The sequence below is a fragment of the Mesorhizobium sp. WSM4833 genome, from assembly GCF_055811095.1.
Genome location: NZ_JBVVQG010000011.1, coordinates 102,377 through 117,689, shown reverse-complemented (window position 1 = coordinate 117,689; position 15,313 = coordinate 102,377). Strand labels below are relative to the sequence as shown.

General features: G+C 61.8%; 15 protein-coding genes. 6 read left to right on the top strand and 9 right to left on the bottom strand.

What is annotated here, in order from left to right:
• Window positions 1-143: 143 nt before the first annotated feature.
• Entirely contained in the window at window positions 144-2,150 is a 2,007-nt protein-coding gene (locus tag AC0L2D_RS22450) for a putative bifunctional diguanylate cyclase/phosphodiesterase (RefSeq protein WP_032808605.1), read from the top strand.
• Window positions 2,151-2,196: 46 nt separating this feature from the next.
• Here AC0L2D_RS22450 and AC0L2D_RS22445 read toward each other — a convergent pair whose 3' ends face one another.
• The gene (locus tag AC0L2D_RS22445) at window positions 2,197-2,625 is read right to left on the bottom strand and encodes a MarR family winged helix-turn-helix transcriptional regulator (RefSeq protein WP_473542451.1); all 429 of its coding nucleotides are present in this window, start codon (window positions 2,623-2,625) and stop codon (window positions 2,197-2,199) included.
• 151 nt (window positions 2,626-2,776) lie between these two features.
• On the opposite strand from AC0L2D_RS22445, the gene AC0L2D_RS22440 reads away from it, so the two are divergent.
• Window positions 2,777-3,634 carry an alpha/beta fold hydrolase gene (locus AC0L2D_RS22440; RefSeq protein WP_473542449.1) on the top strand — a complete coding sequence of 286 codons (858 nt, stop codon included), beginning with the start codon at window positions 2,777-2,779 and terminating at the stop codon, window positions 3,632-3,634.
• A gap of 68 nt (window positions 3,635-3,702) precedes the next feature.
• On the opposite strand, the gene AC0L2D_RS22435 is transcribed toward AC0L2D_RS22440, so the two are convergent.
• Window positions 3,703-4,944, bottom strand: coding sequence for an MFS transporter (locus AC0L2D_RS22435; RefSeq protein ID WP_063170320.1), 1,242 nt, complete (start codon window positions 4,942-4,944; stop codon window positions 3,703-3,705).
• 151 nt (window positions 4,945-5,095) lie between these two features.
• Between AC0L2D_RS22435 and AC0L2D_RS22430 the strand changes: the two genes are divergently transcribed.
• Window positions 5,096-5,980, top strand: coding sequence for an AraC family transcriptional regulator (locus AC0L2D_RS22430; protein WP_013530001.1), 885 nt, complete (start codon window positions 5,096-5,098; stop codon window positions 5,978-5,980).
• Between the two features lie 12 nt (window positions 5,981-5,992).
• Here AC0L2D_RS22430 and AC0L2D_RS22425 read toward each other — a convergent pair whose 3' ends face one another.
• The 6 genes from AC0L2D_RS22425 to lgt form a co-directional block, all read right to left on the bottom strand.
• On the bottom strand, window positions 5,993-6,928 hold the full coding sequence (locus tag AC0L2D_RS22425) for a ribose-phosphate pyrophosphokinase (protein WP_013530002.1): 936 nt from the start codon (window positions 6,926-6,928) through the stop codon (window positions 5,993-5,995).
• A gap of 236 nt (window positions 6,929-7,164) precedes the next feature.
• Window positions 7,165-7,794, bottom strand: a complete 630-nt coding sequence (locus AC0L2D_RS22420; RefSeq protein WP_473542446.1) for a hypothetical protein — start codon at window positions 7,792-7,794, stop codon at window positions 7,165-7,167.
• Between the two features lie 43 nt (window positions 7,795-7,837).
• Window positions 7,838-8,989 (bottom strand): M24 family metallopeptidase, encoded by a 1,152-nt coding sequence (locus tag AC0L2D_RS22415; protein WP_013530004.1) that lies wholly within the window; start codon window positions 8,987-8,989, stop codon window positions 7,838-7,840.
• A complete protein-coding gene (gene pgeF, locus AC0L2D_RS22410) occupies window positions 8,989-9,783 on the bottom strand; it encodes a peptidoglycan editing factor PgeF (protein WP_127370313.1) in 795 nt (264 codons plus the stop codon). The genes AC0L2D_RS22415 and pgeF overlap by 1 nt, the downstream gene beginning before the upstream one ends.
• A gap of 105 nt (window positions 9,784-9,888) precedes the next feature.
• The gene (locus AC0L2D_RS22405; RefSeq protein WP_473542444.1) at window positions 9,889-10,980 is read right to left on the bottom strand and encodes a class I SAM-dependent methyltransferase; all 1,092 of its coding nucleotides are present in this window, start codon (window positions 10,978-10,980) and stop codon (window positions 9,889-9,891) included.
• Window positions 10,977-11,831 carry a prolipoprotein diacylglyceryl transferase gene (gene lgt, locus AC0L2D_RS22400; protein ID WP_337121363.1) on the bottom strand — a complete coding sequence of 285 codons (855 nt, stop codon included), beginning with the start codon at window positions 11,829-11,831 and terminating at the stop codon, window positions 10,977-10,979. Before lgt ends, AC0L2D_RS22405 begins: the two co-directional genes overlap by 4 nt.
• A 169-nt stretch (window positions 11,832-12,000) precedes the next feature.
• Between lgt and AC0L2D_RS22395 the strand changes: the two genes are divergently transcribed.
• From AC0L2D_RS22395 to AC0L2D_RS22385, 3 genes are all read left to right on the top strand, one after another.
• Window positions 12,001-12,303, top strand: a complete 303-nt coding sequence (locus AC0L2D_RS22395) for an accessory factor UbiK family protein (protein WP_013530008.1) — start codon at window positions 12,001-12,003, stop codon at window positions 12,301-12,303.
• Window positions 12,304-12,647: 344 nt separating this feature from the next.
• Window positions 12,648-13,148: a type III secretion system chaperone family protein gene (locus tag AC0L2D_RS22390; RefSeq protein ID WP_013530009.1), complete on the top strand. Its 501-nt coding sequence runs from the start codon at window positions 12,648-12,650 to the stop codon at window positions 13,146-13,148.
• Between the two features lie 27 nt (window positions 13,149-13,175).
• Window positions 13,176-13,535 (top strand): tRNA-binding protein, encoded by a 360-nt coding sequence (locus AC0L2D_RS22385; protein WP_013530010.1) that lies wholly within the window; start codon window positions 13,176-13,178, stop codon window positions 13,533-13,535.
• A 114-nt stretch (window positions 13,536-13,649) separates the two neighbouring features.
• Here AC0L2D_RS22385 and AC0L2D_RS22380 read toward each other — a convergent pair whose 3' ends face one another.
• Window positions 13,650-15,224 carry a hypothetical protein gene (locus tag AC0L2D_RS22380; RefSeq protein WP_473542441.1) on the bottom strand — a complete coding sequence of 525 codons (1,575 nt, stop codon included), beginning with the start codon at window positions 15,222-15,224 and terminating at the stop codon, window positions 13,650-13,652.
• Window positions 15,225-15,313 lie beyond the last annotated feature (89 nt).

The window sequence follows — 15,313 nt, the reverse complement described above, 5'->3', positions numbered from 1 at the left end:
TAACGGAAACTTGTCTTGCGCGATTGCATTTGTTTGCCCGGCGTTCGCAATCGCCGTCGCGTCCCAAGGAGCCGGCCCGCGTGGGGGCAGAAGCTGGAAATGAGTTCGGAAAACAAAATCCCTTTCAAAAGGGGTCGATTGTGATGAACGAACACGTGTCATCCGCATTGGCCGATACGGTTGATGCGGAGCCGTACGAGCCGCGCTACGAATTGGGGGCCGACGAACTTCGCGCCCTCTACCGCACTGAAGCCCGGGCGACGCGAAGAGGGGAAGCCAGGCCAGGGCTTTGGATCGCAGTTGCGATCTATCTCTTGTTTTCGGCAACGGATCTGCTGCTGATCCCGGATGTGGCCGCCTATACGATCACGGCGCGCTTCGCGGTCGGCTTGAGCGCGCTTTTGATCCTGGAAGCGCAGCTTCGCCACGGCGTCGGGACGGAATGGCTCGACGTGACCTGCGCCGGGGCCATCATCTTTGGCTATGTTGGTTGGCTGTGCCCGGCGATTATGGGCGCGGACAAGGAAAGCGTCTCTTACTATATGGTCTTTGGGACCATATTCATGATGAGCGCCAATCTTTTCTTTACATTCAATTTCAAGCTTTCTATCGTAACCTCGACAATAATCCTATGTATACTCTATATCGTAAATTACTTTGTTCCCTCAACTCTCATATACAAAATGGTATTTGGGGCTTTCTATGTTTCTTGTTTCACGTTCACCTCATATGTGAACTGGAAACTGAATGAGGAACGCTACAACGTCTTCCTGAACGCCCTGGAAGCCAAGATCCAGCACAATGAGGCGACCGAACGCGGCAAGGCCCTGCTGAGGTTGTCGCGGACCGATCCGCTCACGGGTCTGGAGAACCGGCGCGCGATCGACGAGAAGCTGCGAGACTACTGGAACGATTGGCAAAAGGTCGGCACCAGCTTTGGGGCGATCCTCATCGACGTGGACTTCTTCAAGAAGTTCAATGACTGCTACGGCCATCAGGAAGGCGACCGCTGCCTGATCCATGTCGCCAATGCCCTTAGCGATATGATCAAACAGTATAATGGCTCCATCGGCCGCTATGGCGGCGAAGAGTTCATCGTCCTGGCTCGCATGGAGAAAAAGGAGCAGATCCTGGACATTGCGGAAGCCATTTGCAGCACGGTGGAGAACCTGGCTCTGACGCACGAACTGCGGCGCGACGGCGTCTCTATCGTAACGGTAAGCGTTGGCGCCGCATTCACCCGGACGCAGACCGGGGCCAAGCTGGAGAAAATCATTCACGAGGCCGATCGCGCTCTCTATCTGGCGAAAGCCGGCGGCCGAAACTGTGCCCGGCTGTTCGATCCAACCGACCCGCAAAGCAGTGACGAGAGCGAGAACATTGCGGCTTTGCTGAAGATCGCGATCGGCCAGAATCTCGTTTCACTCGTTTACCAGCCTATCCAGGATGTCAAATCGGACCGGGTTGAAGCGGTGGAGGCTCTGATGCGCCTCAAGATGCTCGACGGCACATCGGTTCCGCCGAGCCTGTTCATTCCGGTGGCCGAACGGACCGGCGCGATCCTGGAACTCGGGCGCTGGGCGATAAGGACAGTGTGCGCCGAACTGCTGGCGGACGACCACGTCCGTGTCGTCAGTGTCAACGTCTCCCCGATCCAGCTCAAGACACCGGGCTTCGCGACGTCGGTCGCGACCATTCTGGGCGAGACCGGCGTCGCAGGCAGCAGGCTGGCCTTCGAGATCACCGAAGGGCTGGAGATGGAGATGCACTCCGACATCCTGCGCTGCATCAGCGACCTGAAGCTGCTCGGGATCAAGATCTGGCTTGATGACTTCGGGACCGGCTTCGCGGGCCTTTCGTGGCTTCGCCTGATCGATTTCGATACGGTGAAGATCGATCGCTCGTTTCTGCATGACTGCAGCTCCCCGAGCGGCAAGGCGATGCTGCAGGACATTATCACCCTGGTTCGAAATCGCGGCCACAAAATCCTGGTCGAAGGGGTGGAGACAGACGAGCAGATGGCCCTTATGCGCGAATTCGGCATAGACAAGATCCAGGGCTTCCATGTCGGCCGTCCCGCTCCCGCCGTCAGTTTCCAGGCAAAGCGGGCCATGCGCAAACGGCCATTTGCCGTGCTTAAGTCCGCATGATGGTGGCCTCTTCCGACGTTTGGCTTAGCCGTCGTCAAAAGCCGTGCTAGCGGTCGCCGGTCAACGCGGAGCGTAACGCCTGGATCTGCCGGTTCAGCGCATCGAGCTCAGTCAGCGTCATGCCCGAGCGTTCGACCAAGGCTTCGTTCAGGCAGTTGCATTGGACAAGCAGTGCGCGCCCGGCTGATGTCAGATCGACCTGCACCTGGCGTTCGTCGGTCTGGCTGCGCTGGCGGGTCACCAGCCCGGCCTGCTCCATTCGCTTCACCAGCGGCGTGACGGTGCTCGATTCCAAAGCGAGCCGATGGGCGATGGTGCCGACCGACATGCCGTCGGCCTCTCCAAGCGCGTTCAACACCAGGTACTGGGGATAGGTGATGCCCATCTCGTCCAGCATCGGCTTGTAGGTGCGGTTGATCGCCATGCTGGTGGCATAGAGCGTGAAACAGAGCTGATTGTCCAACGGGAGAGGCACGGCGCATTCCTTTTGCCAATGTGGGCATCATTTCGATACCACGAAAAATGATATCGCGATACATATTTTTGTGGACAAGGGTTTTAGGCCGCGTTAGCTATGTCGTTATCGCGATATTGTTTATCGCGAAAATAACCAGAAGGAGATTGAGATGACCTCGCAAACCAAACCCAGCTCCGGCAGCGGTACGATCACCACCAGGGACGGAACGCAGATTTACTACAAGGACTGGGGGACCGGGCAGCCTGTCGTCTTTCATCACGGCTGGCCGTTGAGCAGCGACGATTGGGACGCCCAGATGCTGTTCTTCGTGTCACAGGGCTACCGTGTCATTGCCCATGATCGCCGAGGCCATGGCCGCTCGACCCAGACGGATATCGGCAACGAGATGGACACCTATGCCGCCGACGTCGCGGAACTCGCAGCCCATCTGGACCTCAAGAACGCCATCCATGTCGGCCATTCGACCGGCGGCGGCGAAGTGGCGCGTTATGTCGCCAAGTATGGCGCCGGCGGCCGTGTCGCCAAGGCGGTGCTGATCAGCGCGGTGCCGCCAATCATGCTCAAGACTGCCGCCAATCCCGGCGGCCTGCCGATCGAAGTGTTCGACGGCTTCCGCTCCGCGCAGGCAGCCAATCGCGCCCAGTTCTTCCGCGACGTTCCATCAGGTCCGTTCTACGGCTTCAACCGCCCGGGCGCAGAGGTATCGCAGGGCGTCATCGACAATTGGTGGCGCCAGGGCATGATGGGCGGCACCAAGGCGCATTATGATTGCATCAAGGCCTTTTCGGAAACCGACTTCACCGAGGATCTGAAGGCGATCGACGTGCCTGTGCTGGTCATGCACGGCGACGACGACCAGATCGTTCCCGTCGCGGACTCGGCGCTGCTGACGATCAAGCTGCTCAAGAAGGGCGAGCTCAAGGTCTACAAGGGCTTCCCGCACGGCATGGCCACGACCCATGCAGACATCGTCAACGCCGACCTGCTGGCCTTCTTCAAAGCATAGGCCGTTGGAACGAAAGAAGCACCCGCCGTCCGGCGGGTGCTTTTCCTTGCGTGGGTTTCAGGCCTGATCTAGGCGGCCGCCTGCGCCTTGCGCGCTTCCTTCATGTTGGGCAGGAACACGGTCAGCAATCCAAGGAACGGCAAATAGGAGCAGATCTGGAAGACGAAATCGATGCCCTTCATGTCGGCGACGACGCCGAGCACGGCCGCCGCGATGCCGCCCATGCCGAAGGCGAAGCCGAAGAAGATGCCGGCGATCATGCCGACGCGGCCCGGCACGAGCTCCTGCGCAAAGACGACAATGTTGGAGAAGGCCGAGGAGAGGATCAGGCCGATCAGCACCGTCAGCACCATCGTCCATTCCAGATTGGCGTAAGGCAGGGCGAGCGTGAAGGGCAGCACGCCGACGATGGAGAACCAGATCATCGCCTTTTGCCCATAGCGGTCGCCGAACGGGCCGCCGAGCAGGATGCCCAGCGCCGAGGCACCGAGAAACAGGAACAGCATGACCTGGCTCATCTGCACAGAAACGCCGAACTTATGCATGGAATAGAAGGTGTAGTAGCTGGCGAGGCTGGCGATGTAGGCATTCTTGCTCAGAACCAGCAGTGTCAGCACGATCAATGCATTCATCACCTTGCGGCGCGGGAAGGGCGAAACGAAGCTCGCCGCCTTGCGGGTGCCCTGCGCGGCACGCAGCCGGCTGTACCAGCCGCCGACCTGCCACAAAACGATGATGCCGATCAGCGAGCCGACGGCGAACCAGGAAATGCTGGTCTGGCCGAACGGCACGACGATGAAGGCTGCCAGCAGCGGCCCCATGGACTGGCCGAAATTGCCGCCCACCTGGAACAGCGACTGCGCCAGGCCGAAGCGGCCGCCGGAAGCGAAGCGGGCGATGCGCGAGGATTCCGGGTGGAAGATCGCCGAGCCGATGCCGATCAGCGAGGCGCCGATCAGCAGCAGCGAATAATGCCCCGCATAGGCGAGCACGATCAGGCCGATCAGCGACGACGCCATGCCGTAGGGCAGCGAATAGGGCATCGGCCGCTTGTCGGTGATCATGCCGATCAGCGGCTGCAGCAAGGATGCGGTCACCTGGAAAGTGAAGGTCAACAAGCCGATCTGCCAGAAATCGAGGCCATAATTCTCTTTCAGGAGCGGGTAAATGGCCGATAGCAGCGACTGCATGATGTCGTTGATGCAGTGGCAGAAGCTCACTGCCAGGATGACGGTGAAGGCCGTCGCCTGGGCTGAGGCGTGACTGGCGCTCGCCGGTGGGGCGACGCTGGCTGCTGTCGTATCGGTCAAGGTAGGCTCCGTGGTCTTTTTGGCGGGCACGCCCGCAGGCAACTGGCGGACGCTCCTTGCGGCCACCCTAGGGACGGTGCCTTATAAGCCGCTTGCGAGACGACTTCTTTCGTGGTTTGGTCCAATAGTTTCGCAAGTGGGCCATAACTAGATGCCGCACGGCAAAGAAGTCTTTCACGCTGGCAATGCCAATCTCGGCCAGTTGCACGAGAGCCGCTGGCAGTGGCTTGAGCAAGTGGCCGGGCCGGCGGTGGCATTGCCGACCGAATATCCTGACGGCTACCGCGTGCCACAGCACCGCCACAGCCGCAGCCAGCTCTTGCATGCGCTTGTCGGTGTGGTGCTGGTGACGACACGCTACGGGCGCTGGATGGTGCCGCCCGACCACGCGATGTGGATTCCAGCCGGCACCGAGCATTCCGTCGAGATGCTGGGCGACGTCTCGATGCGTTCGGTTTATGTCATGCCACAGGCGATCCCCGGGCTGCCCGAAGGCTTGCGCGTTGTGGGCGTCACCGACCTGATGCACAGCCTGATCGTGGAATCGGAGAAGCTCCCGCAAGGCGGCGTTCTGGAAGGACGCGGTGGGCTGATCATGAACCTTTTGCTGCACGAAATCCCGACCTTGCCGGAACGGCCTCTCGGGCTGCCATTTCCGTCCGATCCAAGATTGTCGGCGCTGTGCCGACGCTTCGTCGCAGCACCGTCGCCGCATGCGACCATCGACGAGTGGGCCGATGCAGCCGGCATGAGCCGCCGTTCCTTCACGCGCGCCTTCCAGCGCCAGACCGGCCTGTCGCTGTCGACATGGCGCCAGCAGGCCTGCCTGTTCGCGGCGCTGCCCAGGCTGGCGGACGGCGAGCCGATCACCAGGGTGGCGCTTGATCTCGGCTATGACAGCGTGCCGGCCTTCATCACCATGTTCAAGCGCATGCTGGGGACCTCGCCGCGCGGCTATATGCGCGGCGCACGCGAGAACGTCGAGGTCGCTCGTCGCCTGATCGGCCCGGTTCGGTTGGAAAGCTCCGCGCCTTAAGGGCAGGCGGGTTTAGTCGAACAGGCTGGACACCGATTCCTCAGTCGCCGTGCGCGAGATGGCTTCGCCCATCAGGTCGGCGATCGAGATGACGCGGATGTTGGGCGCGTCGAGCACGCCCTGGGTCGGCTGGATGGAATCGGTGATCACCAGTTCCTGCAGCTTCGAGCCGCTGATGCGGGCAACGGCACCGCCCGACAGCACGCCGTGGGTGATGTAGGCGGTGACGCTGGTGGCGCCGTTGGCCAGCAGCGCATCGGCGGCGTTGCACAGCGTGCCGCCGGAATCGACGATGTCGTCGATCAGCAGGCAATCCTTGCCGGCGACCGCGCCGATGATGTTCATGACTTCCGATTCGCCCGGCCGTTCGCGGCGCTTGTCGACGATGGCCAGTTGCGCATCGAAGCGCTTGGCCAGCGCACGAGCGCGGACCACGCCGCCAATGTCGGGCGAAACCACCACGACGTTGCCGAGTTGCTTGTATTTGGCCTTCACGTCGCGGGCCATGACCGGCACGGAAAACAGATTGTCGGTCGGGATGTCGAAGAAGCCCTGAATCTGGCCGGCATGCAGGTCGAGCGTCAGAACGCGGTCGACGCCGGCGCGGGTGATCATGTTGGCAACCAGCTTGGCCGAGATCGGCGTGCGGCCGGAGGCGCGGCGGTCCTGCCTGGCGTATCCGAAATAAGGGATGACCGCCGTGATGCGCTTGGCCGAGGAGCGCATGAAGGCATCGATCATGATGAGCAGTTCCATCAAATGATCGTTGGTCGGAAACGAGGTCGACTGCAGGATGAAGACATCCTCGCCGCGCACGTTTTCCTGGATTTCGACGAAGATTTCCTGGTCGGCGAAGCGCCTGACCGTGGCTTTGCCCAGCGGGACATTGAGGTACCGGGCGACTGCTTCGGCCAGCACCCTGTTGGAATTGCCCGCGAAGAGTTTCATGCACGGTTCCTGGTGGAGGATGATGAGGCCTGACGGACTCGCTTGCGCCCTTTAACCGGGCTTTTAGCGGCCCGCGCTGGTATTGCAAGCGCCGAGATCGGGAATCCGCCGGCTAAACTCAAGAAAGCTCCGCGCCATCGCCGGACTGCAACAGGGAGCAGGGGACTTGTGCTGGTTCTTCTTCTCATTGGGCATCGGATTTTCCCAAAACCGTCTCCACTTTGGGGTCGATGCCTCTAGCCCGCCTTGCCGCCGAGCCAGGCGGCGAACTGGTCGATGGTCTGGTCGGCGATCGCCTGCATGGTGGCCGGCGAGATCCCCTTCCAGCTGTCGCCGCCCGCGCTGCCGCCGGAATTGACCGACGGAGCCTTCTGCTGGCCATTGATGCGGTGCAGCCGGTTGCCAGCGGGGTCATAGACGTCCCAGACATAGATGACGGTGGTGTCGGCGCCTTCGGACATCGTCGAGAAATAGCCCTTCAGCACATGTGTCACGGTCTGGTCGGCGCTGCCGGCGAGAGTGATGCCGCGCTGCCTGGCACGGGTCTGCAACTCCGCCGTCAGAGGTGTCGCAGCTTCCACCGAAGCGCCGACGATCGGCGCGATCTGCAAGCGGGTCTTCGACAGGATGGCAGCGCTTTGGGCTGATGTGACCGGTGCGGCGGCGGTTACGGGAGCGCCAGACGTGCTGGTGGCGGGCCCGGCCGGAACCGTTGCCGCCGTGTTGCCTGACGTTGCGGGCAGCGTCTGGGTCGACGTCGCCGGCGGGGTGATCGCCGACGGTTCGAGCACGTCCTTTGCGTTGGTGCAGGCGGCAAGAGCCAATGCCACAAGCAATGACACGGTCGTCACATGCGATCGTCTCATTTGCCTTCTAACTCCTTGGCGAAGAACGCCTCCCACTGTGGATTCACTTTACGATCAAGTCGAGATCATGGCGGGACAGCGGCCTGGGCTGGGATTCGGTGGTCAGGTAGGTGCGGCCAAGCGTCATCGCCGTCTCGGTGTCGGAGTCCATGATGATCATATGGGCGAACAGCGTCATGTTGGGCGCGATCGGTTCGGGATTGCCCTGGTAGAACATCGGCATGTCCATCCAGGACGGGGTGAAGCGGGCGCCGACCGAATAGCCGCAGGCGTTCAGCCGGTGCTTGGTCAGGCCGTGTGCCTCCATGGTGCGGGCATGCGCATCGAAGACGTCGCCGAAGCTGTTGCCCGGCATCATCGCCTTCTCGACAGCCAGGAGTGCTGCGCGGGCGGCGTCGAACAGTTCCTGATGGCGCTTCGACACCTTGCCGGTCAGCACCGTGCGCATCATCGGCGCATGGTAGTGGTTGAAGACGCCGGCCCATTCGAGCGTCAGCTGGTCGTTCTTGGTGAGCTTGCGGCGGCCGGCCTTGTAGCGGCACAGCAGCGCATCGACGCCGGAGCCGATGATGAACTCGTTGGCCGGATAGTCGCCGCCGCCGGCGAAGATCGCGCCCTGCATGGCGGCCAGGATCAGAGCTTCGTCGCCGCCTTGCTTGATAAGCGGCAGTGCCGCGTCGAGCGCATCGTCGGAGAGATTGGCGGCCTTCTCGGCCTTGGCTATCTCGGCCGGGCTCTTGAACAGGCGCAGCCGGCCGACAATGCCGGACGCATCGGCGATCTGGCCGAAGGTCTGCAACTGCTCGTCCAGGCGGCGGCCGTTGAAGGCGGTCAGGCCGTGGGTGTCATATTCGACACCGATGCGGGCGCCGAGCAGGTCGAGTTCGTTGAGCAGATTGCGCAGGTCGACCGCGGGATTGGCGCCGTTGCGGTCGGTCCACAAGACGATGTTGTCGATAATCGAGGTCTGACGTGCCTGGCGCAGGTCGGCCGAGCGGGTCAGAAGCACCATCGAACCGTCGGCCTTGACCACCAGGCACTGGAAGAAGCAGAAGCCGAACGTGTCGTAGCCGGTCAGCCAATACATGCTTTCCTGCGCGAACAGCAGGATGGCGTCGAGCTTCTTTTCGGCCATCTCGATGATCAGCCGGTCGCGCCGCGCGTCAAATTCAGATCGTTCAAAATGCAGCGCCATCATTCCCTCTCCAAGACAATTGCCGAAACCTGCCGGCCGTAATCGGGCTCCTTGCGATGCGTGGTGCGCCGATAGGAGTAGAACAGGCCTTCCTCGGCGTAAGTGCAGCGGTCTAGGCCCTCAGCCGTCACGCCTGCCTTGGCCAGCCGGTCAACCGTGTAGCGGTTGAGGTCGAACATCGCATGGCCGGCATTGGCGGACGGAGCGAAATAGAGGATGTTTTCGGCGTCGGCTTCGACAAAGCGGGCGACGAATTCCGGGCCGACCTCGTAGTTTCGCGGGCCGATGGAGGGGCCTAGCACGGCGACGATGTTTTGGCGCCGGGCGCCGAGGCTTTCCATCGCCAGGATGGTGTTTTCTAGCACGCCGGTGAACGCGCCTTTCCAGCCGGCATGCGCAGCGCCGATGATGCGCGCCTGCGCATCAGCGAACAGCACGGGACCGCAATCGGCGGTCGAGGCGCCGATGGCGATGCCCGGCCGGTCGGTAACGATAGCGTCCGCCTTGGGGCGCTCGCCGGCAAAGGGCTCCCTGGCAATGACGACATCGGGCGAATGGATTTGCCAGGCGGTCAACAGATGGCTTGCCGGCACGCCCATCCAGGCAGCGACGCGGCTGCGGTTCTCGGCAACCAGCGCCTGGTCGTCATTCGATCCGGTGCCGATGTTGAGGCCCTGATAGATGCCGCCGGAAACACCGCCGACGCGGGTGAAATAGCCGTGGCGGATGCCTTGTGCCTGCGCCTTGTCCAGCAGCGGCGACCGAACGGGATCCGGTTTGGTCTGATTCAGCATGCGGGCGTTGTTGTCCGTGTGGGCGGTTTCGTCAAGAAGAAGGTGCTTGGTCGAGAACAGGCTGCAAAGCGCGGACGGGAGATTGGGAGGGGCGGCGGTAAAAAGTCAATCCGCCTCGGCAAAGGGCCGAACCGCCACGCCGCCGCGAGGCAGCACCGCAAGCACCTTGAACAGCTCGCCCATGGCTTGCGGCCCTGCGAGGCGCTCGACGTCGCCGGCGATCCTTTCGCGCGCCGCCTGGCCGGCATCGGCGCCAAGGCGGCCGGCGCGCTCGAGGATACCCATGCCGAGCAGGAAGTCGCCCTGTGTCGTCAGATGGGCTTCGAGGCCATGTGCACGCACGATCGCGGCAAGGGCGGCGAAATCGACGTGGGAGGTGAGGTCGGCCTCACCGGGATTGGCCAGCACATCTTCGTGATCGTGGCTGCGCAAGGCCTGCAGCGTGTCCCCGACACCCGGCTGGAAATGGCCGTAGTCGAGAAACAGGCCGGCGCCGCCATGCCTGGATATGCGCTCGGCGATTGTTGCCATGAGCGCGGTGCGGGCAGGCGCCACTTCGGCGATCGCGCCTTGCGGCGCGTCAGCGGCATCGGCGGGCAGCAGCGTCGGGTCGACCGAGCCGGCGCCGGCGAAGAAGCAAAGGTCGTTGGTCTCGTCGAGGCCGACCATGCGCTCGCGCCAGCCGGCGCCGGCGCGGATGAACTGGCGGATGGGCACCGCGTCGAACAGTTCGTTGCCGACGATGAACAGCGATTGTTGCGGCAGGGTCTCGATGGTTTCATGCCAGCCAACCGCGAAGGGCGTGACGCCAAGCGTCTTTTTTTGCACCTCGGTCAAGCGCGGGCTGGTCTCGATCATGGCGAAGGTGGCGCCGTTGGCCAGGCCAGGGTCGAGCCGCGACAGCGTGCGCAGCATGTCCTTCATCAGCGTGCCGCGGCCGGGTCCGATCTCGGCGATGGTGGCCGACCGCGGCCGGCCGCCCGCCAGCCAGGCTTGATAAAGCCACACGGCGACCAGTTCGCCGAACATCTGGCTGATCTCCGGCGCGGTGATGAAGTCGCCGCCCGCACCAAAGGGCTCGCGCGTCGTGTAGTAGCCGTCCGCCGGGTCGAACAGGCAGAGCGCCATGTACTCGTTGACGGGAAGCGGCCCCAGGGCCTCGATCAGGTCGACGATGCGGGTCTTCAGCCGTGTCATGCCGGCTGCGGCTGTGTCACCGGCTTGGCGGTCGCCATCGCCCAGATGCCGGCCAACACCATCGGCGACGACAGGATCATGCCCATGGTCAACCAGTTGGTGCCGAGGAGATAGCCGAGCTGCTGGTCGGGTTCGCGGAAGAACTCGACGAAGATGCGCGACAGGCCATAGCCGCAGATGAAGGCGCCGCCGACGAAGCGCGGCGTCTTCAGCCTGAGGCGCGAATGGGTGAGAATGCGCAGCACAAGGAACAGCACCACACCCTCGAGCAGCGCCTCGTAAAGCTGGCTCGGATGACGGGCAAACGGCCCGCCATTGGGAAACTCGAACGCCCAGGGCACGTCGGTTGGTCGGCCCCACAGTTCGGAATTGATGAAGTTGGCGACGCGCACCAGGCCAAGGCCGACCGGCACGCCGGCCGCCACGACATCGAACAGCGACCAGGTGCGGATGCCGCGCTTGATGGAAAACAGCGTCATGGCGAGGATGACGCCGAGCAGGCCGCCATGGAACGACATCCCGCCCTGCCACACGGCGAAGATATCGAGCGGGTGCGCGATGTAGCGCGCCAGATCATAGAAGAGCACATAGCCGGTGCGGCCTCCGAGCACGACGCCGATGGCCGCCCAGACGATGAAATCGTCGAGATCCTCCGGCTTCATCGGCAGGACGCCGTTCGGCCACAGCCTGGCATTGGCGGCGAGCCGCTTGGCATACCACCAGGCGAACAGGATGCCGACGATATAGCCGACGCCATACCAGTGCACCGCCAGCGGCCCGATCTGGATGAGGATCGGGTTGATGTTGGGGAAGGGCAGGGAGGCCAGCGGCAGCAGGAAATATTCGTTCAACGGGGAACTCTCGGTTGCGAACGTGTTTGGGCGCGGACCATGCGGCAGGGTTTTGGCAGGGTCAAGGCAAGGTGGGCGCACTCGACTTGATGCCGCAGCAAGGTGCAACAAGCTTGCATTCGACGCGCGGCGCCACTACGTCAATTTTGTGCAAGCGCGAGGATTTGCCATGTCGACCGGACCGAACCGCATTCTCGATGAATTCGCCAAGCTGATGACCGACGCCGCCGGGGCCGCCCAGGGCGTGCGCCGTGAGGTGGAGACCGCCTTCAAGGGGCAGGCCGAGCGCATTCTCAACACGATGGACGTGGTGCAGCGCGAAGAGTTCGAAGCCGCGCGCGAGATGGCCGCCAAGGCGCGGGAAGAAAACACCCGCCTTGCCGCCCGCATCGAGGCGCTCGAGGCGAAGCTTGCCGAACTGGCCGGTGACGCCACACCAGCGACGGCCGCCAAGCCGCGCACAAAAAAATAATCGTTAAACTTTTCCACATAGCCCGATCCTGAAAAGCGCTTTGCCGTGAATCGCTTAACGGCATTGCATGAATCTTTGTGACAGCGGCTTTCCACATGCGAATGACGCAGTGCGAAAAATTGGGCTGTTCACGCGACTCCCGATCAATAGACTGAATTTGTTGCATGATTCGGAGCAGGGTCATGCGACCGGGCGGTGGGGTCCGGTCTGGGGTCTTTGCGTCGAGAAGTCGTCTTTGCGCGAAGAAAGTCCTGGCCGTCCGAGTTCTAGACAAGATTGTTCGTTGTGTGTGCCCTCCCGCGGAGCGTGTGGCGGCGCTCGTACAGAACGACAGGAAGCATTCCATGGAACTTCTCGAACTCGAATTCTCCCGCGAAATCCATCCGGTGGATGTTATCGAGCAGGTGGCCCACAACAACGACTGGTCTTTCGAGCGGGCCGGCGACGACGAGATTTCGATCTCGGTTGCCGGAAGCTGGACCGACTATCACGTCTCCTTTTCGTGGATGGAAGATTTCGAGGCGCTGCACCTGGCCTGCGCCTTCGATATCAAGGTGCCGGAGACCCGCACGCTGGAAGTGATGCGGCTCTTGTCGCTGATCAACGAGCAGATGCTGTTTGGCCATTTCGACCTCTGGGAGCAGGAGGGCGCGATCATGTTCCGCCAGTCGCTGCTGCTGGCCGGCGGGGTCGAGCCGTCGAGCCAGCAGGTCGAAGTGTTGCTGTCGTCGGCGCTGGAAGCCTGCGAATGCTATTTCCAGGCGTTCCAGTTCGTCGTCTGGTCGGGAACCTCGGCCAAGGATGCCCTGGCCGGCGTGCTGTTCGAGACCTACGGCAACGCCTGAGTCCCCGTTAAGGCAGACAAGACCAAGATGAGTTCGAACACCGAGCGCAAGCCCGAGATCAGTTTTGCCGATTTCGATCGTGTCGACATCCGCGCCGGCACGATCGTCGAGGCCGAGCCGTTTCCCGAAGCGCGCAAGCCCGCGTTCAAGCTGAAGATCGATTTCGGCGCCGGCATCGGTATCAAGAAATCGTCGGCGCAGATCACCAAATACTATACACCGGAGACGCTGATCGGCCGGCAGGTGTTCGCGGTGGTCAATTTCCCGCCGCGCCAGATCGGTCCATTCATGTCGGAAGTGCTCACTCTCGGCTTTCCCGACGAAGAGGGCGCCGTGGTGCTCGGCGCGATCGAGCGTAAGGTGCCGGATGGCGGGCGGTTGTTTTAGGGTCTCAACTGGGGATCGGAATCCCCGCGAACCGGGATGGATTGATAATCCTTTCGGCAGATGCTTCAGCATGAATTTCATGCCATGTCGTGACAGGAGTGTCGCGCGTGGACATCATCCGCTTTTCCTGTCCGCGTCGACCAATTTCCTTATTCTGTAAAATTTGAACTGTTTGCCTTCGGCGATTAATTCAAGATTGCCGTGTCGTGGCGGGCTGCGCTCCGGCGCGATTACCAGCAGATAGTCAAAGTCACGGGTCCAATGCGCTGCATACGCTGCCTCGACCGGTGGTAAAGCACCGGCGGCGTAGGCCTCCAGCTCAGACATCGGGATAGGCCCGCCTTGCGGTACGGTCAGGTTTGCCACTTCCGGCCGGGGCCTCACCGGCTGTTTTCCCGGATAGGTGAACAGCGTTGGCATCAGTGCATTGCGTGTGACTACGGCCAACGCGGCAGCATTGTACATTGGATAAAGGAGCAGATTCGTTGGCGGGTCGTCTGGAAGGCCATTCTGGCCGGTAAGGATTCGCGAACCCATTGGAATGGCGTCGAACGCGGTCATAAGGGCACGATATTCGCTGCGGCACGATAATTGGGCCCAGATCGCGATGCCACTGTTTGCAAGCCCGGCGCCAAACGCCAGCGCGACGAGAAGTGTTCCACGCGAGTCTTGCGGACGCTTGATCGTGACGAAGGCTGGCAGGATCAGAATAAGCGCCAGAAGGACGCGCCCGTCGACAAAGGCCGTGTCCGCAACGCGAAACGGCATGACAATGAACAGGCACAAGAGCCCAAAGCCTATCCAGCAGCCGACGCGAGAGACCGCCACCATCCTGTGCTTCACCGCAAGGTAACTGAGAATGACCAGCACCACGGTCACGGCTGAGGAAGTGTATCTGCTGAAGCCGTTGACTTGAACCAGCGCCAACAATTTCGCCGACAGGGCCCATTCGGTTCCTTCGCCACCCACTTTGCCGCCGTAGGCGAGCGCCAGGGCGCCAACTGCGACGACCGGAGCAGCCATTCCGGCAACCAGCAAGATCGTGCGTTTCCAATTCTCAATATGGTCTGGCCAGCGGGAGAGTTCGTACAGCCCCACCACAATGCCATACAGGCCGAGGGCAAATAGGTGAGAGATATACAGAACCACGACGAAGACGGCGTGGATCGCAAGGCGCAGCGGCAAAGGTCTTTCCGCAAGCCAAATCCAAACCGCGATGGACCAAAGAACGATCCCCAGTCCAAATTCAAAATTCACGAATCCGAAAGCGAAAGGCATGGCGTAGAGGAAGAGCGAAGCGACGAAGCCGCTGAGGATCACACGCCCCTGTGCGGCCGCTCCGACGGCCATTGCCCCGCTGACGACCAGCATTTGCGAGACTAGATAGAAAAGCTTTGATGCCAGCTCGATCCCGATCAAGCGCCCAGCGAACGGGACGACGAGATCCATGGCTAGATTAGGGTAGGGTGCCCACGCGGCTTCATAGTAGGGATGGGCTTCGGGCGTACCGGCGCGCATCAGGATCGACATTCTTGCGAGATGATTTGGATAGTCTGCCATAGCGGGTATGTCGACGAGCAGTACGGGCAAGAAAGCCACCACCAGCAGAACTATCAGCAAGGTACCTTCGGGCCTGATGAAATGGCTCGTGTAACTGTTGATTTTGTTACTGGCTGTTGCTTCGAGCATGCCACAATGTAGGTAGAAATGGTAAATTTTGAGTCGCCGACAATTGCCAAGGATTCTCCATGTCGTTGGGAGGGCGAGATGACGGCGCG

Bases quoted from the DNA above. Each gene is read 5' to 3' on its own strand.
- AC0L2D_RS22425 (WP_013530002.1), bottom strand. From the start codon at position 6,928: ATGAAACTCTTCGCGGGCAATTCCAACAGGGTGCTGGCCGAAGCAGTC.
- AC0L2D_RS22420 (WP_473542446.1), bottom strand. From the start codon at position 7,794: ATGAGACGATCGCATGTGACGACCGTGTCATTGCTTGTGGCATTGGCT.
- AC0L2D_RS22415 (WP_013530004.1), bottom strand. From the start codon at position 8,989: ATGGCGCTGCATTTTGAACGATCTGAATTTGACGCGCGGCGCGACCGG.
- AC0L2D_RS22450 (WP_032808605.1), top strand. From the start codon at position 144: ATGAACGAACACGTGTCATCCGCATTGGCCGATACGGTTGATGCGGAG.
- AC0L2D_RS22395 (WP_013530008.1), top strand. From the start codon at position 12,001: ATGTCGACCGGACCGAACCGCATTCTCGATGAATTCGCCAAGCTGATG.
- AC0L2D_RS22385 (WP_013530010.1), top strand. From the start codon at position 13,176: ATGAGTTCGAACACCGAGCGCAAGCCCGAGATCAGTTTTGCCGATTTC.
- AC0L2D_RS22390 (WP_013530009.1), top strand. From the start codon at position 12,648: ATGGAACTTCTCGAACTCGAATTCTCCCGCGAAATCCATCCGGTGGAT.
- pgeF (WP_127370313.1), bottom strand. From the start codon at position 9,783: ATGCTGAATCAGACCAAACCGGATCCCGTTCGGTCGCCGCTGCTGGAC.
- AC0L2D_RS22405 (WP_473542444.1), bottom strand. From the start codon at position 10,980: ATGACACGGCTGAAGACCCGCATCGTCGACCTGATCGAGGCCCTGGGG.
- AC0L2D_RS22430 (WP_013530001.1), top strand. From the start codon at position 5,096: ATGCCGCACGGCAAAGAAGTCTTTCACGCTGGCAATGCCAATCTCGGC.
- AC0L2D_RS22440 (WP_473542449.1), top strand. From the start codon at position 2,777: ATGACCTCGCAAACCAAACCCAGCTCCGGCAGCGGTACGATCACCACC.
- AC0L2D_RS22380 (WP_473542441.1), bottom strand. From the start codon at position 15,224: ATGCTCGAAGCAACAGCCAGTAACAAAATCAACAGTTACACGAGCCAT.